The organism is Erwinia sp. 2186, from assembly GCF_057812255.1.
Map to the genome: position 1 here is coordinate 91,980 of NZ_CM173824.1, position 19,266 is coordinate 111,245.

Annotated in this window: 13 protein-coding genes; 7 read left to right on the top strand and 6 right to left on the bottom strand. The window is 59.3% G+C overall.

Annotation, left to right across the window (positions count from 1 at the left end; all coding sequences use genetic code 11):
* The first annotated feature begins 13 nt into the window (after nucleotides 1-13).
* Nucleotides 14-1,009, top strand: a complete 996-nt coding sequence (locus tag ACXKZG_RS00430) for an acyltransferase (protein ID WP_041692463.1) — start codon at nucleotides 14-16, stop codon at nucleotides 1,007-1,009.
* On the opposite strand, the gene malT is transcribed toward ACXKZG_RS00430, so the two are convergent.
* Entirely contained in the window at nucleotides 1,006-3,729 is a 2,724-nt protein-coding gene (gene malT / locus ACXKZG_RS00435) for an HTH-type transcriptional regulator MalT (protein WP_488875532.1), read from the bottom strand. The two genes, ACXKZG_RS00430 and malT, sit on opposite strands and share 4 nt — an antisense overlap.
* A 363-nt stretch (nucleotides 3,730-4,092) precedes the next feature.
* Between malT and malP the strand changes: the two genes are divergently transcribed.
* Complete coding sequence (malP, locus tag ACXKZG_RS00440) at nucleotides 4,093-6,495, top strand: maltodextrin phosphorylase (protein WP_488876299.1); 2,403 nt, start codon at nucleotides 4,093-4,095, stop codon at nucleotides 6,493-6,495.
* A 9-nt stretch (nucleotides 6,496-6,504) separates the two neighbouring features.
* Complete coding sequence (gene malQ, locus ACXKZG_RS00445) at nucleotides 6,505-8,586, top strand: 4-alpha-glucanotransferase (protein ID WP_488875533.1); 2,082 nt, start codon at nucleotides 6,505-6,507, stop codon at nucleotides 8,584-8,586.
* 86 nt (nucleotides 8,587-8,672) lie between these two features.
* On the opposite strand, the gene malG is transcribed toward malQ, so the two are convergent.
* The 3 genes from malG to malE are packed head-to-tail and all read right to left on the bottom strand — an operon-like array spanning nucleotide 8,673 to nucleotide 12,398.
* Nucleotides 8,673-9,563, bottom strand: a complete 891-nt coding sequence (gene malG, locus ACXKZG_RS00450; RefSeq protein WP_013204471.1) for a maltose ABC transporter permease MalG — start codon at nucleotides 9,561-9,563, stop codon at nucleotides 8,673-8,675.
* Between the two features lie 9 nt (nucleotides 9,564-9,572).
* Nucleotides 9,573-11,138, bottom strand: coding sequence for a maltose ABC transporter permease MalF (malF, locus tag ACXKZG_RS00455; protein WP_167738387.1), 1,566 nt, complete (start codon nucleotides 11,136-11,138; stop codon nucleotides 9,573-9,575).
* A 60-nt stretch (nucleotides 11,139-11,198) separates the two neighbouring features.
* The gene (gene malE / locus ACXKZG_RS00460) at nucleotides 11,199-12,398 is read right to left on the bottom strand and encodes a maltose/maltodextrin ABC transporter substrate-binding protein MalE (protein WP_013204469.1); all 1,200 of its coding nucleotides are present in this window, start codon (nucleotides 12,396-12,398) and stop codon (nucleotides 11,199-11,201) included.
* Between the two features lie 355 nt (nucleotides 12,399-12,753).
* Here malE and malK point away from each other — a divergent pair, with 355 nt between their 5' ends.
* The 4 genes from malK (at nucleotide 12,754) to ACXKZG_RS00480 (ending at nucleotide 17,696) form a co-directional block, all read left to right on the top strand.
* Nucleotides 12,754-13,863 carry a maltose/maltodextrin ABC transporter ATP-binding protein MalK gene (malK, locus tag ACXKZG_RS00465; protein ID WP_013204468.1) on the top strand — a complete coding sequence of 370 codons (1,110 nt, stop codon included), beginning with the start codon at nucleotides 12,754-12,756 and terminating at the stop codon, nucleotides 13,861-13,863.
* A 26-nt stretch (nucleotides 13,864-13,889) separates the two neighbouring features.
* Nucleotides 13,890-15,188, top strand: coding sequence for a maltoporin (locus ACXKZG_RS00470; RefSeq protein WP_173363020.1), 1,299 nt, complete (start codon nucleotides 13,890-13,892; stop codon nucleotides 15,186-15,188).
* Nucleotides 15,189-15,489: 301 nt separating this feature from the next.
* Entirely contained in the window at nucleotides 15,490-16,389 is a 900-nt protein-coding gene (gene malM, locus ACXKZG_RS00475) for a maltose operon protein MalM (protein WP_338575493.1), read from the top strand.
* 146 nt (nucleotides 16,390-16,535) lie between these two features.
* Nucleotides 16,536-17,696, top strand: a complete 1,161-nt coding sequence (locus ACXKZG_RS00480; RefSeq protein ID WP_488875534.1) for an epoxide hydrolase family protein — start codon at nucleotides 16,536-16,538, stop codon at nucleotides 17,694-17,696.
* Between the two features lie 3 nt (nucleotides 17,697-17,699).
* Here the strand turns inward: ACXKZG_RS00480 and ACXKZG_RS00485 are convergent, their stop codons facing one another.
* On the bottom strand, nucleotides 17,700-18,620 hold the full coding sequence (locus ACXKZG_RS00485; RefSeq protein WP_346596047.1) for a GlxA family transcriptional regulator: 921 nt from the start codon (nucleotides 18,618-18,620) through the stop codon (nucleotides 17,700-17,702).
* Nucleotide 18,621: 1 nt separating this feature from the next.
* Nucleotides 18,622-19,164 carry an isochorismatase family protein gene (locus ACXKZG_RS00490; protein ID WP_053141212.1) on the bottom strand — a complete coding sequence of 181 codons (543 nt, stop codon included), beginning with the start codon at nucleotides 19,162-19,164 and terminating at the stop codon, nucleotides 18,622-18,624.
* Nucleotides 19,165-19,266: the final 102 nt, after the last annotated feature.

Consider the following 19,266-nt stretch of genomic DNA (forward strand, 5'->3'; position numbering starts at 1 on the left):
CGGCATGACGGACATGAAGGAAAAGATTGGCTGGATAGATAATTTGCGCGCGGTGGCCTGTCTGATGGTGATCATGATCCATACCACCACCTGGTATGTGACCAACAGTACGGCCATCGGCGAGCACACCTGGGATGTTTCCAACCTGCTGAATTCCGCCTCGCGCGTGTGCGTGCCGCTTTTCTTTATGATTTCGGGTTATCTGTTCTTTGGTGAACGCAGCGCGCAGGGGCGGCATTTCCTGCGCATCGTGCTCTGTCTGGCCTTTTACAGCCTGGTGGCGCTGGCGTATATCACCTGGCTGACGCCAATCAATCAGGGGATTTCCATCAAGCACCTGCTGCAAAAGCCGGTGTTCTACCATCTGTGGTTCTTCTTCGCGATTATCCCGATCTACCTGCTTTCTCCGCTGATCCAGGTGAAAGCCGTGCGCGCCGGCTATCTGGCCATTGTGACGCTGGTGCTGGCGGTGCTGGCCAACCCGAATACCCTCGATCAATCGGTCGGGCCGTTCCACTGGCTGCCGCTCAATCTGTATCTCAGCGGGGACAGTTTTTACTACGTGCTGTACGCGCTGTTTGGCCGGGCAATTGGCATGATGGACACTAACCGACGCGGCGTCAGCTGGCTGGCGGGCGTGGTGTTTATTGCCAGCGTGGCGGGGATTGCGATGGGGACCAAAAAGCAGATGGCGATCAACGGTGCCTTTGCCGACACCTGGTATCTCTACTGCGGGCCAGTGGTGTTTATTGCCGCGGTCAGCCTGCTGGTGCTGTTTAAAAACTGCCTCAATCAGCGACCGCTGCCGTTTCTGGCGCTGATCTCGCGCCATTCACTGCCGATTTATGGCTTCCACGCGCTGTTTATCCACTTTATGCGTACCCATCATCTGGATCACACCGACCATCCGTTTATCGATATCCCGCTGGTGTTTTCCCTGACGCTGGCGGGCAGTTTGCTGCTGGCGATGGGCCTGCGACGTATCGATAAGACCCATCTGGTGAGTTAGTGGTAACCCATCACCGACAGCAGATGCTGCGCCTGTTGCACCGCATCCTGACGGTGCGCAATGCCCATCTTCTGATACAGATTGCGGATGTGGGTTTTGATGGTGGTGGCCGCCACCGCCAGCTCTCCGGCGATCTGCTCGTTGCTGTAGCCGGAATAAATCAGCCCCAGCACCTGCCATTCGCGTTGGGTTAACGGGCTGGTGCGGATCAATTCCGGCACCTGCGGATGGGTCAGCAGCTTGTTGACGAAGCTTTCATCGAAGTGGGCGAACTTGTGGCGATGGTGCTGATTCAGCTCGCGCAGGATCTGCTGCGCACGCCGCTGTTCCAGTTCCGGCAATAGGTTCAGCTGCAGCAGCTGCCTTAACTGCTGCGCCATCATCTCGCCTTCAATCACAAAGTGGCTGATAAAGCCGGTGCGGTTCGCCAGCCCCAGTGCTTCAATCAGCACCCGCTGCGCTTCGCTTTTACGCCCGGTGTGCCAGTACAGCAGGTTACTTAACAGCAGGTTGCGGTTCAGATCGCTGAGCAGGCGCAGCTGGCGGGCATTGCTGTTCAGCTCGTCCAGCACCACTTCGGCCTCGTTAAACTGTTCCAGCATGATCTGCACGCGGGCGATGGTGCGCCACTGGCCCTGCTGGAAATGGTTATCCGCCACGCCGGGTTTACGCGTCTGTTGCAACCACTGCCGCGCCGCCGGTTTATTGGCGGTGATCTGCCAGTAAATTACGCGGATTTTATCGGTGTTGGTCAGCCAGTCGATATGGTATTTGCCGTGTTTCAGCAGGGTTTCGCAGCGTTGCAGATAGTGGTGGGCATTATCCAGCTGACCCCGTGCCAGCGCGCATTTTGCTAACATCGCCAGGCACTGCAACTGCTGCTGCGGCTGGAAGTTAGTCAGTACCATCAGGCCCTGACGGGCGGCGGCTTCGGCATCATCCAGCCGCGACCAGGACCACAGCACCTGGGAACGCAACCGCAGCAGGAATTCATGTAACGGCAGCTGCTCAAGGTGCTGCTCGCGCACCAGCTCAAATGCGCGGTCCTGCATCTCAAAAGCGGCCTGCAAAAAGCCCTGCGCAATCAGGATTTCACTCTGTTGCAGCTGCGCCCACAGCGCGTAATGGTAGACCTGATAACGTCGGGCAATCTGCTCGGTCTGCTGCATCAGCGGCAGCGCACGGGCCAGATCGCCTTTGCAGTGCTGGATTTCGCCGGTGACCGAGGTCGCGACAATGCGGCTGTAATAACTGTCGTGCGGTAAAAAGCGCAGGGCTTCGGTCGCCAGCTGACCGGCCTCTTCCTGACGACCATCGTTAATCGCCACCTGCGCCCGCAGCGCATCGAATTCGGCAGTTAAATCGGGCGCCATCGCGATATTGCGCAACTGCATTTCCCCTTCGGCGCGGGACAGCAGCGCGTCCACTTCCTCGTAACGGTGCAGGCTCTGGGCCAGCCAGGCCTGTAGCAGCACCAGCTTCGGATTGAGGATCATCTGGTCATACGGCAGCGCGTTCAGACACTCTTCCAGCAACGCCAGCTCGCTTTGATTGAACAGCGCCCAGGCATGTTGCAGCATGATATCGCGCAGCATGGTGGTGTCCTGCGCACCCAGCGCGTGGTGGATCGCCTCGGCCGGGAAACCCAGCGCCAGCCAGCCTTCGGCGGCGGCACGGTGAATGGCCGGGATCGCCGACGCCAGCTCCCACTGGCAGCGCTGACGCAGGAAGGTGGCGAATAGCGGATGGAAGTTAAACCACTCGCCGGTGTCATCCATGCGGTGAATAAACAGCCCCTGGCTTTCCAGCGCTTCCAGACGCTGCTGACCGTTGTCGCCGCCCATCAGACGGACGATCAGCGCATCGTTCATCGACCGCAGCAACGAGCAGCGCAGCAGAAAATCGCGGGTCGGCGCATCGACGCGATCCAGCACTTCTTCCACCAGATAGTGCGACAGGTGGCTGGCGTTAACCCCGGCCAGTTTCCGCGCGGATTGCTGCGTCGACTGCTGTGCTGGCGTGGTCGACTGGCGGGCGGACAGGGCGATCAGCTGTAACGCCGTGGCCCAACCGGCGACCTCATCACACAGGCGATTACTGTCGGCCTGCTCAATGGGTTCCTTCAGGCGGCAGTCGAAAAACTGCTGCGTTTCAGGATGGGTAAACGCCAGCTGGCTGGAGTTCAGCTCCAGCAGCTGGTCGCGCACGCGCAGGTTGGCAATGCCTAACGGTGGCAGGGTGCGCGAGAGGATCAGCAGCGAGACATTTTCCGGCTGATGGCGCAGGAAAAAGCGCATGCCTTCGTGGATCGCCGCGTTGGAAATCAAATGGTAGTCATCAATCACCAGCATCAGCGGCTGATCCCAGTCGGAAAGCTCGACAAACAGCTGCGCAAACAGCGCCGGCAGGCTGGCGTACTGATGCTTCTGGCTTAAGGCTTCGCTTTTGGCGCAGTGGCCGCTCGTCGCGTGTTGAATGGCGGCGATCAGGTAACTGACAAAGCGCTCAGGCTGATTATCGCTTTCATCCAGCGAGTACCAGCCGAGGGTATTTTTGCCGGACGCCCAGTGCGCCATCAGCGTAGTTTTGCCGTAACCCGCCGGGCTGGTCACCAGCGTCAGGCGGTAATTTTGTGCAGCGGAAAGTCTCGTCAACAAACGCTCGCGCACCACCGTATTTTGCAACCGCACCGGGCGGCTCAGTTTCGAAGGGATAAGCATAATGAGTATCTTTTGCCGGAGGTCAGAGGACAGTTTCCCCTTCTCTAACTGCGACAAAGCCGTGTTTGGGGGCTTCAGCGTAAGTTTTGTGGGGGGATTTAATTATTTTAGTGTGCGTAATTAATCAGTTTTCCTTAAGGTCTGCCTGGAACGTATTGATTGCAAGAACGTTACTGATTTTTGTTTCGTTTAGTCGCACTTCGTCACATTTTTAAAAATCAGATTTTCCATGCCTGGGCCCTGGGCTGACCTGCGGCTGACTACGCCCCCTTTTCTCCTCCCTCGCTAATCCCTGTCGGGAGGATGCCGCGCGATGGGTGAAGCTTCAGCATGGGAAAAATTTACCCGATGCGAGGAAAGGTGATGCAGGTTCAGTTTGATAAATCGGTGTTTCAGGCGGCGTTAACACGTCAGTGGCAGCGCTTTGGTTTACATCAGGCGCAGGAGATGACGCCGCACCAGTGGTGGCAGGCAACCAGCGCGGCGCTGTCGGAACAGCTGAATGCCAGCCCGCTGCCGCCCGCCGCGAAACAGCCGCAGCGGCACGTGAACTATATCTCGATGGAGTTTCTGATTGGCCGCCTGACCGCCAACAACCTGATTAACCTCGGCTGGATGGCGCCGGTGCAGGAAGTGCTGAAAGAACAGGGCGTTGAGCTGGCGGACGTGCTGGAGCAGGAGGTCGATCCGGCGTTGGGCAACGGCGGGTTAGGCCGGCTGGCGGCCTGTTTCCTCGACTCGATGGCCACCGTGGGCCAGCCGGCTACCGGTTATGGGCTGAACTACCAGTACGGTCTGTTCCGCCAGTCGTTCCGCGACGGCGAGCAGCAGGAAGCGCCGGATAACTGGCACCGCGAAAGCTATCCGTGGTTCTGCCACAACAGCGCGCTGTCGGTGGATGTTGGCTTTGGCGGCATGCTGCTGAAACAGGATGACGGACGCGAACACTGGATGCCGGAATTCTCCCTGCGCGGGGAAGCCTGGGACCTGCCGGTGGTGGGTTATCAGAATGGCGTCACCCAGCCGTTGCGCCTGTGGAAAGCGGGTGCGGTGCAGCCTTTTGATCTGGGCCGGTTTAACGACGGGGAATTCCTCAAGGCAGAAAAACAGGGCGTTGAGGCGGAAAAGCTGACCAAAGTGCTGTATCCCAACGATCACCATCAGGCCGGTAAACGTCTGCGCCTGATGCAGCAATATTTCCAGTGCGCCTGTTCGGTGGCCGATATTCTGCGCCGCCACCATTTCCTTGGCCGCAAAATTGAAGAATTACCGCGCTATGAGGTGATCCAGCTTAACGACACCCATCCGACCATCGCCATCCCGGAGCTGCTGCGCATTTTGCTGGACGAGCACCAGCTTGAGTGGGACGCCGCGTGGGCCATTGTCAGCCAGACGTTTGCGTATACCAACCACACGCTGATGCCGGAAGCGCTGGAGTGCTGGGATGAAAAGCTGGTCCGCAGCCTGCTGCCGCGCCATTTCTCGCTGATTAAGCAGATCAATGCCCGCTTTAAAAAGGTGGTGGAGCAGCGCTGGCCTGGCGACAAACGCGTGTGGGAAAAGCTCTCTATTCACCAGAACAAGCAGGTGCGCATGGCGAATCTGTGTGTGGTCAGCGGCTTTGCGGTCAACGGCGTCGCCGCGCTGCATTCCGATTTGGTGGTCAAGGATCTGTTCCCGGAATATCACCAGCTGTGGCCGCAGAAATTCCATAACGTCACCAACGGCATCACGCCGCGCCGCTGGCTGAAGCAGTGTAATCCGGCGCTGGCCGCGCTGATCGACAGCAAGCTGAACGTCGAATGGCTGACCGATCTCGATGCGCTGAAGGGGCTGGAAGCCTTTGCCGATGACCGCGCGTTCCAGCAGGCTTACCAGAACATCAAGCAGGAAAATAAACGCCGTCTGACCCACTATGTTCAGCAAACGATGGGCATCACCCTCAATCCTGAGGCGATTTTCGATGTGCAGATCAAGCGTCTGCATGAGTACAAACGTCAGCACCTTAACCTGCTGCATATTCTTTCGCTGTATCGCCAGCTGCGCGATAACCCGGAAAGAGACTGCGTGCCGCGCGTGTTCCTGTTTGGCGCCAAGGCCGCGCCGGGCTATTACCTGGCGAAAAATATCATTCACGCCATCAATAAGGTGGCGGAAAAAATCAATAACGATCCGCTGGTCGGCGATCGCCTGAAGGTGGTGTTTATCCCGGACTACAAGGTGTCGGTGGCGGAATTGATGATCCCGGCGGCGGACGTCTCAGAACAAATTTCAACGGCGGGCAAAGAAGCCTCCGGCACCGGCAATATGAAGCTGGCGCTGAACGGCGCGCTGACCGTCGGCACCCTCGACGGAGCCAACGTGGAGATTGCTGAACAGGTCGGCGATGAACATATCTTTATCTTCGGCAAGACGGTTGATGAGGTCAAAGCCCTGCTGAGCGCGGGCTACGATCCGCTCAAGCTGCGTAAGCAGGATAAGCACCTGAACAGCCTGCTAAAAGAGCTGGAAAACGGCTTCTTTAGCGGCGGTGATAAAACCGCGTTCAAACCGTTGCTGGACAGCCTGCTGTCGGGCGGCGACCCGTATCTGGTGCTGGCGGACTTTGCCGATTACTGTGCGGCCCAGCAACGGGTGGACGTGCTGTACCGCGACGCCACGCAGTGGACGCGCAGTGCCATTCTGAACACCGCCCGCGTCGGGATGTTCAGTTCCGACCGATCGATCCGCGACTATCAGCAGCGGATCTGGCAGGCGAAGCGCTGAGGAGCCCCGATGGAAAATAATGCACTTGAGCAGGCGGCCAGAGAGGCGGGCATTGCCTCCGGCTTTATTAACGCCCACGGCAAGCCTCAGGCGATTGCGGCTGAAACCAAACGCGATCTGCTGCAGGCGATGGGCTGGAACAACGATCGCCGGCCGCCGGCCAGGCCGGTGCCCACCGTCAGGGTGTTTACCGGCGGTGAGCGGTTTGCCCTGCCGGTTAACGGCGACGGCGATTTTAGCTGGCAGTTTCGCCAGGAGAGCGGCAGCGAGCAGCAGGGCAGGGTTAACGGCCGCATGACGCTGGCGCTGCCGGAGCCGATCGCGGCGGGCTATCACCGCCTGACGCTCACCCAGGGCACGCAGAGCTGGGAATGTCGGGTGATTGTCGCCCCGAAACGCTGCTTCGAACCGGAGCCGCTGCTGGCGGGGAAAAAGCTGTGGGGCGCCTGCGTGCAGCTGTATACCCTGCGCTCGGAGAGCAACTGGGGCATCGGCGATTTTGGCGATCTCGGCACGCTATTAAGTCAGGTCGCCTCACGCGGCGGCGCGTTTGTCGGCCTCAACCCGATCCACGCGCTCTGTCCCGGCGATCCGGAAGCGGCCAGCCCGTACAGTCCTTCATCCCGCCGCTGGCTGAATATTATTTATATCGACGTCGCCGCGGTGCCCGATTTCCAGCATAGCGAGGCCGCGCAGCAGTGGTGGCAGGCGGCGGACACGCAGCATGCTCTGCAGGCGGTGCGCGCCACCGACTGGGTGGATTACAGCGCGGTGATGGCACTCAAGCTGAAGGGGCTGCGTCTGGCCTACCCGCAATTTATGGCGCGCAAGGCGGATGATGCGCAGCGCCAGGCGTTTGCCCGCTTTGTGAAGCAAGGTGGCGAAAGCCTGTGGTTACAGGCGGCCTATGACGCGCTGTATGTCCATCTGGAGAAAGAAACCGGCAGGGCACAGGGCTGGAACGCCTGGCCGGACGCTTACCGCAACGCGCGCGGTCCGGTGGTGCGGGCGTTTTGCGAGCAGCAGGCGCCGGAGGTGGAGTTTTACCTGTGGCTGCAGTGGCTGGCCGAAACGCAGATTGAACGCTGTTATCAGCTCAGCCAGCAGGCCGCGATGCCGATTGGCTTATACCGCGACCTGGCGGTGGGCGTGGTGGAAGGCGGCGCGGAAACCTGGGGTGATGGCGAGCTGTACTGCCTGAAAGCCTCGGTCGGCGCGCCGCCGGATATCCTCGGTCCGCAGGGGCAAAACTGGGATTTGCGGCCGATGGATCCCTGGGCGATGGTCAACCGGGGCTATCAGCCTTTTATCGATCTGCTGCGATCCAATATGATCCACTGCGGCGCGCTGCGGATTGATCATGTGATGGCGCTGCTGCGTCTGTGGTGGATCCCGGCGGGTGAAACCGCCGATAAGGGTGCCTACGTGCAGTACCCGGTTGACGATCTGCTGGCCATTCTGGCACTGGAAAGCCAGCGTCACCGCTGCATGGTGATTGGCGAAGACCTGGGCACGGTGCCGGTGGAGATTGTCAGCAAGCTGCGTGAAGGCGGCGTTTACTCTTACAAAGTGCTCTACTTTGAGCGTGATGCGGAGAACAGTTTCCGTGCGCCGCAGTCCTATCCGGTGCAGGCGATGGCGACGCTGACCACCCACGATTTACCGACGCTGCGCAGCTACTGGCAGGCGGACGACTTAACGCTGGGCAAAACGCTGGGGTTGTACACCGATGACGCGGTGCTGGAGACGCTGTACGCCGACCGGGCGAAGGCCCGTCAGGGCTTGCTGGATGGCCTGCATCACTATGGCTGCGTGCCGGTGAAAACCGCGCACCGGGCCGGCCAGCTGACGCCGGCGATCCGTCGTGGCCTGCAACGCTATGTGGCGGACAGCGCCAGCGCGCTGCTGGGGCTGCAACCGGAAGACTGGCTGGATATGGCCGCGCCGGTTAACGTGCCGGGCACCAGCGATCAGTATCCGAACTGGCGACGTAAGCTGTCGCAGACGCTGGAGGCGATGTTTGCCGATGCCGAAGTAAACAGCCTGATTCAGGATCTGGATAAGCGCCGCAGGAAAGTGTCGGTCATCTGACCGGACGCAGGCATAAAAAAGGGTGGCCTTGAAGGCCACCCAGGACACAGGACTAGCTGTAATAACCGTATTACAGGTAAAAAATCTTAACCCTTCACCCCTCCCGCCGTCAGCCCACCCACTAACCAACGTTGCGCGATCAGGAACACTGCAGTGATCGGGATGGCCGATAAGATGGCCGCGGCCGCGAAGTCGCCCCACAGGTAATTTTGCGGGTTCAGGTACTGTTGCATGCCCACCGCCAGCGTGTAGCTGTTGACGTCACGCAATAACAGCGACGCCACCGGCACTTCGGTAATGGCGGCAATAAACGACAGAATAAACACCACCGCCAGGATCGGCACCGACAGCGGCAGCAGCACCAGGCGGAACGCCTGCCACGGCGAGGCGCCGTCCAGCGACGCCGCTTCTTCCAGCGAGTTATCGATGGTTTCGAAGTAGCCTTTGATGGTCCAGACGTGCAGCGCGATGCCGCCCATATAGGCAAAAATCACCCCGCCGTGGGTGTTCAGCCCGAGGAAGGGCACGTACACGCCTAAGCGGTCAAACAATGCGTACAGGGCGACCAGCGACAGCACCGCCGGGAACATCTGGAAAATCAGCATCCCTTTCAGCAGCGAACTTTTGCCGCGAAACTTCATGCGAGCAAAGGCGTAGGCGCAGGTGGTGGACAGCGTGACGATGCCGGCGGCGGTGATCACCGCAATCTTGATCGAGTTCCATAACCACAGCATCACCGGGAACGGTGGCGGCGTGACGCTGCCGTCGCTGTTGGTGACGGCGATCCCCAGCGCCAGCTTCCAGTGATCCCAGGAAACCGTCTCCGGGATCAGGCTGCCGGTGGCAAAGTTGCCCGGCCGCAGCGAGATGGCAAACACCATCAGCAGCGGAAACAGGATCAGCGCGACAAAGCTCAGTAATAACAGGTGCGTCACCAGCAGCCTGAGCCGCTGAGACTTCGGTTTAACCATGGCCATAACGCCTCCTTAATCGAATTTCATTCGTGACGCTTTCAGATTGATGGCCGCCAGGCCGCCAACCAGCAGGAAAATCAGCGTGGCGATTGCCGCCGCCAGACCAAAGTCCTGACCGCCGCCGCCTTCAAAGGCGATGCGCCAGGTGTAGCTGACCAGCAGGTCGGTATGCCCGGCCGGTGTGGTGGTGCCCAGCCGGTCCGGGCCGCCGTTGGTCAGCAGCTGGATCAGCACAAAGTTATTAAAGTTAAAGGCAAAGCTGGCAATCATCAGCGGCGTCAGCGGCTTAATCAGCAGCGGCAGCGTGATGCGGAAGAAGTTCTGCACCGGCGTGGCGCCATCCATTGCCGAGGCTTCATACAGGTCGTCGGGAATGGCTTTCAGCAGGCCCATACACAAAATCATCATGTAGGGATAACCGAGCCAGGTGTTGACGATAATCAGCATGGTTTTGGCGGTCAGCGGGTCGCTAAACCACGCCGGTTTGATGCCAAACAGGGTGCTGAGCACCAGGTTGATCTCGCCGAAGCTCTGGTTGAATAACCCTTTAAAAATCAGGATGGAAATAAACGCCGGTACCGCATATGGCAGGATCAGCAGCAGGCGATAGGCCGCCTTGCCTTTCAGCTCATCCCACTGCACCACGCAGGCCAGCACCATGCCGACCGCGGTGGTCAGGACAACCGTCAGCAGCGAGAACACCACCGTCCAGACAAAAATCGACAGGAATGGCTTCTGGATGCCGTCATCCTGCACCACGCGCAGGAAGTTTTTCCAGCCGATACCGACGGTAAAACCGGGGCTCAGCACCTCGGTTTCCCAGCCGCCTTTGGCATCAATCGCCTGATAAAAACCGCTGTCCATATTGGGACGATACACCTTGCCGCTCTGGCTGTCGGTCAGCAGGTTGCCGTCTTTACTGAGCTGATACAGCGGCTGGGTGCCGGAAAACTGGCGCAGCGAGCTCATGCGCAGCTGGGTTCCGTCAGCCAGTCTGGCCGACAGCTGGCTTAACGCCTGACGATTCTGGGTGATCACCCGCAGGCCGGCTTTCTCCGTCTCCGGCAGGGTTTGCGCCGCCATCTCCAGCGTTTGTGGCGTGGTAGCGTTAAAGGCGAACGGTTTGGAGACCATCACCGCGCCGTTTTCCGGCGAGGTCAGGGCCAGCTGCCACTTGTCGCCATCCGGATAGAGCGCGAAGTTCCAGGCGTTATCGGCGCTGAACTGGCGGTCCATCAGCACGCTCTGCGCCCGCTCGAAGGTCAGCTGGTGGACGCTGCTGTAGTTGGTAAAGGCGATGGCGATGGTGCACACCAGCGGGAACAGCACGAACAGGGCCATGCCCGCCAGGCCGGGATAAACGTAGCGCCAGGCGTACGCGCGGCGGTTGCCATAAATAAACAGGCCGAGGCTTGAGAGAAGGAGCGTCAGAATGGCGAACAGGTACTCTCCCTGCGCATACATCAGCACAATCAAATAACCGGCCAGCAGGGCAAAAAGCACGATCAACGCCCTGGCGATCGCGGTTTTCAGCGGTCGTTTGGCAGGCGTTGTCAGGCTGGTCTGAGCGAAAGGCATAGCAGCAATCCTTGTGGAATCAGGGCTGCAAGCAGCCCTTTATTTCAGCTAACGCTAAGGTTATTTCGTGACGCGGGTTTCAACATCTTTCAACGCCTGCGGCACGGTCTGACGGCCATTGACCGCGTTGATGATCGCGCTGCGTTCGGCGTACCAGAAGGCACTCATTTGCGGGATGTTCGGCATGATTTCGCCATTTTTGGAGTTGGCCATGGTGGCGGCAATACGCGGATCGCTTTCCAGTTTCTGCTGGTACGACTTCAGCGCCACCGCACCCAGCGGCTTATCCTTGTTGACGGCGGCCAGGCCCGCATCGGTGATCAGGTAGTTTTCGATAAACTCCTTCGCCAGTTCCTTATTCGGGCTGGCGGCGTTGATGCCGGCGGTCAACACGCCAACAAACGGTTTCGACGGCTTGCCGTGGAAGGTTGGCAGCAGCGCGACGCCGTAGTTGATCTTGCTCTTATCGAGGTTTGACCAGGCCCACGGACCGTCGATGGTCAGCGCGGTTTGCCCTTTGTTAAAGGCGGCTTCGGAAATCGAGTAGTCGGTGTCGGCGCTGATATGCTTGTTCTTCACCAGATCGACGATGAACTGTAATCCAGCTTTCGAGCCTTCATTGTTGACGCCGGTGTTTTTGATGTCGTATTTGCCGTCAACATACTTGAAGGCATAGCCGCCATCGGCCGCGATAATCGGCCAGGTGAAGTAGGGTTCCTGCAGGTTCCACATGATGGCGCTTTTGCCCTGCGCCTTCAGCGTCTTATCCAGCGCCGGGATCTCTTCCCAGGTTTTCGGCGGGGTTTTCACCAGGTCTTTGTTGTAAATCAGCGACAGCGACTCTACCGCCACCGGGTAACCGATCAGCTTGCCGTTAAAGGTGACCGCATCCCAGGTGAACGGGAACAGCTTGTCCTTAAAGGCTTTGTCCGGGCTGACTTCGGCCACCAGGCCCGACTGGGCATAGCCACCAAAACGGTCATGGGCCCAGAAGATGATGTCCGGGCCGTCGCCGGTGGCGGCCACCTGCGGATACTTCTCTTCCAGCTTGTCAGGGTGTTCGACCGTGACCTTAATGCCGGTGTCCTTTTCAAACTGCTTACCGACTTCGGCGAGGCCGTTATAGCCTTTATCGCCGTTGATCCAGATCACCAGCTTGCCTTCTTCGATTTTGGCGAAGGCGGACGACGAGAGCACCAGCGTAGCCAGCGCGGAAACTGCGACAGTGTGTTTGATAACGTTCTTGATGCTGAGGGCCATAATCCAGTCCTTTCATTGCTGTGGGGCTTGGCCCCAGACGGAGAAGCGAGGGTACGATGCCAGTGTGGCGTTAACCCCCTGGGGCTTCATCATCCCCCCGCCTACGCCCCCACCTCTCAGATTGTGACGCCGCTAGCAATGCCTTCAGTAATCCCGCCTGCGCGCCGTTATTCGCCATCGTTTTTTGCAGCGCAGATCACGAAACGCGCTTTTGCCCGGCCCGTTCCGGCCCGCACCGCGACTTCTCATCCTCCCTGCTCCTCCCCCACAAAAATCCGGCCGCCGGAGGATTACGCCCGCCGGGGATGTCGTCATGCTGCGTGGCATTCAGTCGTCCACATTCACAGGAGTCCAGATGGCGAGCGTTTCCCTCAGCGGCGTATATAAAGCCTTCGGTGAGACCGTGATTTCCAGCGACATCAATCTGGAGATAGAAGAAGGCGAGTTCGTGGTCTTCGTCGGGCCATCGGGCTGCGGAAAATCCACCCTGCTGCGGATGATCGCCGGGCTGGAGGAGATCACCGCCGGTGAGCTGAAGATTGGCAATCAGCGCATGAATGAGGTGCCGCCTGCCGGCCGCGGGATCGGCATGGTGTTTCAGTCCTATGCCCTCTATCCGCACCTGTCGGTGGCCGAAAACATGTCGTTTGGCCTCAAGCTGTCGCGCACCAAAAAAGCCGAGATTGACCGGCGGGTGAACCAGGTCTCCGAAGTGTTGCAGCTGGCGCACCTGCTCGACCGCCGCCCGAAAGCGCTGTCCGGCGGGCAACGTCAGCGCGTGGCGATTGGCCGCACGCTGGTGGCAGAGCCGACGGTGTTTTTGCTCGATGAACCGCTCTCTAACCTCGATGCGGCGCTGCGGGTGCAGATGCGCATTGAGATCTCCCGACTGCATAAGCGCCTGAAGCGCACGATGATTTACGTCACCCACGATCAGGTTGAAGCGATGACGCTGGCCGACAAAATCGTGGTGCTGAACGCCGGCAAGATCGCCCAGATTGGCAAGCCGCTGGCGCTTTACCACTATCCCGCCAACCGCTTTGTCGCCGGCTTTATTGGCTCGCCGAAAATGAACTTCCTGCCGGTAAAAGTGGTGGCCGTCGAGCCTGACCGCGTGCAGGTCGAGCTGCCCGATCGCCAGTGGGTCTGGCTGTCGGTATCCGGCAGTGACGTCATTGTCGGCAGCAACCTTTCGCTGGGTATTCGCCCTGAACACCTGCTGCCCGGTGACCGCGCGGAAATTGCGCTGTCCGGCGAAGTGCAGGTGGTCGAGCAGCTCGGCAACGAAACACAGATCCACATCCAGATTCCGGCAATTCGTCAAAACCTGGTTTACCGCCAGAACGACGTGGTGCTGGTAGAAGAAGGTGCAACATTCGCTATCGGCCTGCCGCCACACCGCTGTCATCTGTTCCGTGAAGACGGGACGGCCTGTCGCCGGTTACACCCGGAGCCGGGCGTTTAAATGCACATGTCCCCCTACAGGAGAAGATGATGATAACAATACGTAATTCCTCTCTGGCGCTGGCAGTGGCTGCAGGCGTCCTTTCCACACAGGCAATGGCGGTGGATTTCACCGGTTATGCGCGTTCCGGTATTGGCTGGTCTGGCAGCGGCGGCGAGCAGCAATGTTTCAAGGCGACCGGGGCGGAGAGTAAATACCGTCTGGGTAACGAGTGCGAAACCTATGCCGAATTACGCCTGGGCCAGGAAATCTGGAAACAGGGCGATAAGAGCTTCTATTTCAACAGTAACGTGGCGTACTCCGTTTCACAGCAGAATGACTGGGAAGCAACCGATCCGGCTTTCCGTGAAGCCAACGTGTTAGGTAAGAACCTGATCGAATGGTTACCAGGCTCCACCCTCTGGGCAGGTAAGCGCTTCTACCAGCGTCATGACGTGCATATGATCGACTTCTACTACTGGGACATTTCCGGTCCCGGTGCCGGTCTGGAAGATGTGGATGTCGGCTTTGGTAAGCTTTCTATCGCCGCCACGCGTAACACCGAAAGCGGCGGCTCCTTTGGCTATATCGCCGACCAGCGTAACGAACTGCCGACCTCTAACGACGTGTTCGACGTCCGTCTGGCCGGGATTGAAACCAACCCGGGCGGCGTGCTGGAGCTGGGTGTGGACTACGGCCGCGCCAACGCACGTGACGGCTATACGCTGGATGACAATGCCACCAAAGATGGCTGGTTACTGACCGCAGAACACACGCAGAGCATTTATAACGGCTACAACAAATTCGTCGTGCAGTACGCGGCGGACTCGATGACCGATCCGAACACCGGCTCATCCAACGGCCACTCTAACGGCGGCGCAATCAACAATAACGGCAACATGCTGCGCGTGCTGGACCACGGTGCCATCGACTTTAACGATACCTGGGGCCTGATGTACGTGGCGATGTATCAGGATACCGACCGTGACAACAACAACGGCACCACCTGGTACACCGTCGGCGTGCGCCCGATGTACAAATGGACGCCGATCATGAGCACCTTGCTGGAAGCGGGTTACGACAACGTGAAGTCGCAGCGTACCGGCGACCGCAACGGTCAGTATAAATTGACCCTGGCGCAGCAGTGGCAGGCGGGTGACAGCATCTGGTCCCGTCCGGCGATCCGCCTGTTTGCGACCTATGCCAAGTGGGATGAGAAGTGGGGTTACGACACCGATGCGGGCGTGGATAACGGCCTGGCGATGAACGACACCAGCGCGCGGACGTTCAGCCGGGGGAACGACGATGAGGTGACGTTTGGCGCCCAGATGGAAGTCTGGTGGTAAACCTCTTCGTCTTTTGAGCCGCAGATGCGTTGGCTGCCCTCGCTCACCCCGGTCACATACTTATGTATGCTCCCGGGGATGAGCTCGGTTGCCGCCTTCCTGCAACTCAAATGACTTTGAGGTTTTGTGGCAGGGTTATTAAAAAATTTACCGCCTTCTGAGTTTGCACTGACGGGCACCTGAGCCACTCAATGACTTTGAGGTTTTGTGGCAGGGGAAGAGTAGAAAAAACATGATGTGCTGGCTGGTGGGTTATCCGTATAAACCGCCAGCCTTCAGGGTGATTTCAAAGGAAACAATGATGAAAAAGAATCTGCTGTCACTGTGTCTGTCGTTGAGCCTGCTGGCTGCTGCACCTGCGGTGGTGAATGCGGCGCAGAATGATGCGAATACCGCTCCGGCGATTGCAAGCCAGACCTTACGCAACCTGTCGTGGACGCCGCTGGTGCCGCCAGTGACGCAGGATGTGACGCTCGGGATGTCCAGCGCACAGATTAATCAGGGGCAAATTCAGGGCGCGGTGGCGGCATTCGCCTTGCCTGCCGACCGGGGTTCGCTGGAGATTACCCTGACCAGTATCGCCACCGGCAAAACCGTGTATGCGCCAAATGTTCTGGTGCTGGATGAGCAGATGCGTCCGGCGGCCTTTTATCCTTCCAGCTACTTCCCTTACGAGAAGCCGGGCATTGTGTCCAGCGACCGGCTGGAAGGGACGCTGAAGCTGACCCCGGCGCTGGGGCAGAAACAAATTTACCTGCTGGTGTACACCACCCGCAACGATCTGGATGCCACCACGCAGATGGTTAACCCGGCCAAAGCCTATGCCGCTGGCGTGGGCAACGCGGTGCCGGATATCCCGGATCCTGTGGCGCGCCATACGCCAACCGGCACCTTGAGCCTGAAGGTCACCGCCGAGCAGAAAGCCGGTAACGTGATGATTGGTCAGATCTTCCCGTCATCCGCACCGGCCGAAGCGGCACCGGTGGTGGTTGGCAGCACGCAGGCACCTGCGCCAGCGCCAGCCGCACCGGCCAAACCGTCAGAGCCGATGCTGGACGATTCGGATGCCTGGTTTAATGAGTCGATTAAGAAGGCCGTCAAAGCCGGAGACGTGGATAAAGCGCTGAAACTGCTGGATGAAGCGGAGCGTCTGGGCTCGAAAACCGCCCGTAAAACCTTTATTGAGAGCGTGAAGAAGTAAATTTCAAGGCTGAGTAACAGAAGGGCGGACAGAGAAATCTGGCCGCCCTTTTTTGATGCGGATGAAAGCGGCTGACCGCAGGATGGGCTGAGAGTAGACTCCTGCAGAGGGTTACTTCAGCCAATGTGCGCATTACGGGAGACGTTATGGAATCCACCCCTTTTCATCTGAATATCGCTGAGGCGGAACTCGCCGACTTGCGGCGGAGACTGCGCCAGACGCGCTGGCTGAAAGAAACTGCGGGCGTTGGCGACAGCGAAGGCATCGATCTGCACTTTCTGGAAACACTGGTGGAGTACTGGCTGGACGAGTTTGACTGGCGGGCGCAGGAAGCGCGAATTAACCGCTTCGATCACTTCCACGCGCAGCTGGGCGACCAGCGTATCCACTATATTCACCAGCGCGGCAGCGGACCTGCGCCGATGCCGCTGATCCTCACCCACGGCTGGCCTGGCTCGTTTGTTGAAATGCTCGATATCATTCCGTTGTTAACCGATCCCGCCGCGCACGGTGGCGATGCGCGCGATGCCTTCGATGTGGTGGTGCCTTCACTGCCCGGCTACGGCTTTTCCGCCGCGCCTGAGCAAACCGGGACCGGAACCTATGAGATCGCCGCACTGTGGGCGGCGCTGATGAGCGGGTTGGGATATGACAAATTTGGCGCGCAGGGCGGGGATTTGGGCGCGGGCGTTTCGACCTGGCTGGCCTGGCGTTTCCCTGAACGGCTCACCGGCCTGCATCTGAATTACATCCCCGGTTCCTATTCGCCGCCGCTGGGAGAAGGGCAGCCGGCGGTGACGGCGGAAGAGCAGCAGTATCTCGATCATGTGCAGGCCTGGAGCCAGCAACATGCTGCCTATGGTCGCGTGCAAAGCACCCGACCACAGAGCCTGGCGGTGGGCTTAAACGACTCTCCGGCGGGACTGGCGGCGTGGATTGCGGAAAAATTTCAGGCCTGGACTGACCATAACGGCCCGCTGGAACAGGCGGTAACCTACGATGCCCTGCTGACCAACATTTCGCTGTACTGGTTTACGCAAACCATCGGTTCGTCATTCCGGCTGTATGTTGAGGGCAGCAAGCGCCCTGCGGCCTTTGCTGCCGGAGAGCGTATCCTGCCGCCGCTTGGCGTGGCGCTATTCCCGGCGGAACTGCCGATGCCGCCGATGTCCTGGGTTGCCCGCTGCTATAACGTGCAGCGTTGGCAGACCATGGCGGAAGGTGGGCACTTCGCGGCGATGGAAAAACCTCAGGCGCTGGCTGAGGAAATCAGGGCCTTTTTCCGGCCACTGCGCGGGAAGGTGTAAGGCTTACGCCTCCCAGCGCTGCAATGCCCGACGCAGCTGGCGCGATGACGAGAACCCGGCGGACAACGCGGCTTTTTCGGCCCCTTCACCCTGTTGCAGACGCTGGCGGGCAATGGCGATGCGCAGCTGTTCGTGATAATCGCGCACGCTGATGCCCAGATGTTGCCTGAACAGCCGCGTCAGGTGGCGCGGGCTGATATGCACCTTGCCGGCAATCTCCTCCAGCTGCCACTCCCGTTCAGGTTGGACAACCAGCAAATCCTGGGTGCGGTGAATGGCCGGATGCATATGATTGCGATAGCGCAGCCAGGGCGACAGCTGCGGATCCTCACCCGAACGGCGGAAGTAGACCACCATTTCACGCGCGACGTTAAGCGCAGTCTGCGAGCCGCACAGCTGGTGGATCAGGTGCAGCGACAGGTCGATGCCGGCGGTAATGCCGGCGCTGGTCCAGATGCCGCGATCTTCGACAAAGATGCGGTTTTCCTTCACGATCGCCGTCGGATCGGCCTTTTTCAGGCGGGCGATCACTTCATGATGGCTGGTGCACTGCACGCCGCTCAGCAGGCCGGCTTTTGCCGCCAGGATGGTGCCGGAACAGACGCACACCAGTGAAATCTTGCGGTCATGGATATCCGGCTGCTGGCGCATCAGCCAGTTGCGCGCGGCCACGCCTTGCGGCGTATCAAACCCGCGACTCGAGTCCTCCACGCCGGGCACGATAAGCAGGCTCCCGGCGGGCAGGCGATCGGGCAACGGCTCGATGCGGCTGACGGTCATCTCGGTGGAGGTCATGATGCTCTCCTCCGGGCCGATATAGCGCAGCGAGAACGCGCCCGCTGCCAGCTTCAGCGTTTCCGCCGGGCCGGTCACATCCAGCGAAACAATGCCTGGCACCATCAAAAACCACACCGGGATAGTCATCTTATGGCAACTCCTGCAGACACTCCTCCACGGTACGGATGGAGGCGAATCGGTTGATCAGCACGGCTTCAGTATGATGACGCAGGTCAGCGATACTCAGCGTGATGCGGTTATGGCTAATCGGGAAGGTCAGCGTCGCTTCGGTCACGAACGTCACCTTATACCCCAGATCGGACGCCACGCGGGCGGTGGTTTCGCAGCACTGTTCGGTGCGCAGACCACAAATAATCACATGATCGATTTTCTGCTCGCGCAGCCACGGCTCCAGCCCGGATTCGGTCAGCGCGTTATGCACCCGTTTCTGAACGGTTTTCGCCACCTTATGGTTGAGGAACGGCAGACGCTCAACCAGGCCGGAGGCCAGCGAAAACGGGCCATGATCTTCCACATGGAACACATCAACAATCGGAATGCCACGAACATGGCAGCCGCCAATCAGCGCGCTGATACTGCGTTCAAACGCCGGCATCTCGACCGTATCCTGGTAACCACGATGATAGAAGGACTGCTGCGCGTCAATCACTAAAAGGACGGTATTGGACATTTACGGACTCCAGTGGAAGAGGGTATAGCCCAATGATGGCGGGAAAGGGCAGGTCAAAGAAGGCCAAAAACGGACATGATCCTGTCCGGGTGAGACGATCGA

What these genes read in the sequence shown, in the direction of transcription:
- ACXKZG_RS00430 (WP_041692463.1), top strand. Translation starts at nt 14, where the DNA reads ATGAAGGAAAAGATTGGCTGGATAGATAATTTGCGCGCGGTGGCCTGT.
- malT (WP_488875532.1), bottom strand. Translation starts at nt 3,729, where the DNA reads ATGCTTATCCCTTCGAAACTGAGCCGCCCGGTGCGGTTGCAAAATACG.
- malP (WP_488876299.1), top strand. Translation starts at nt 4,093, where the DNA reads ATGCAGGTTCAGTTTGATAAATCGGTGTTTCAGGCGGCGTTAACACGT.
- malQ (WP_488875533.1), top strand. Translation starts at nt 6,505, where the DNA reads ATGGAAAATAATGCACTTGAGCAGGCGGCCAGAGAGGCGGGCATTGCC.
- malG (WP_013204471.1), bottom strand. Translation starts at nt 9,563, where the DNA reads ATGGCCATGGTTAAACCGAAGTCTCAGCGGCTCAGGCTGCTGGTGACG.
- malF (WP_167738387.1), bottom strand. Translation starts at nt 11,138, where the DNA reads ATGCCTTTCGCTCAGACCAGCCTGACAACGCCTGCCAAACGACCGCTG.
- malE (WP_013204469.1), bottom strand. Translation starts at nt 12,398, where the DNA reads ATGGCCCTCAGCATCAAGAACGTTATCAAACACACTGTCGCAGTTTCC.
- malK (WP_013204468.1), top strand. Translation starts at nt 12,754, where the DNA reads ATGGCGAGCGTTTCCCTCAGCGGCGTATATAAAGCCTTCGGTGAGACC.
- ACXKZG_RS00470 (WP_173363020.1), top strand. Translation starts at nt 13,890, where the DNA reads ATGATGATAACAATACGTAATTCCTCTCTGGCGCTGGCAGTGGCTGCA.
- malM (WP_338575493.1), top strand. Translation starts at nt 15,490, where the DNA reads ATGAAAAAGAATCTGCTGTCACTGTGTCTGTCGTTGAGCCTGCTGGCT.
- ACXKZG_RS00480 (WP_488875534.1), top strand. Translation starts at nt 16,536, where the DNA reads ATGGAATCCACCCCTTTTCATCTGAATATCGCTGAGGCGGAACTCGCC.
- ACXKZG_RS00485 (WP_346596047.1), bottom strand. Translation starts at nt 18,620, where the DNA reads ATGACTATCCCGGTGTGGTTTTTGATGGTGCCAGGCATTGTTTCGCTG.
- ACXKZG_RS00490 (WP_053141212.1), bottom strand. Translation starts at nt 19,164, where the DNA reads ATGTCCAATACCGTCCTTTTAGTGATTGACGCGCAGCAGTCCTTCTAT.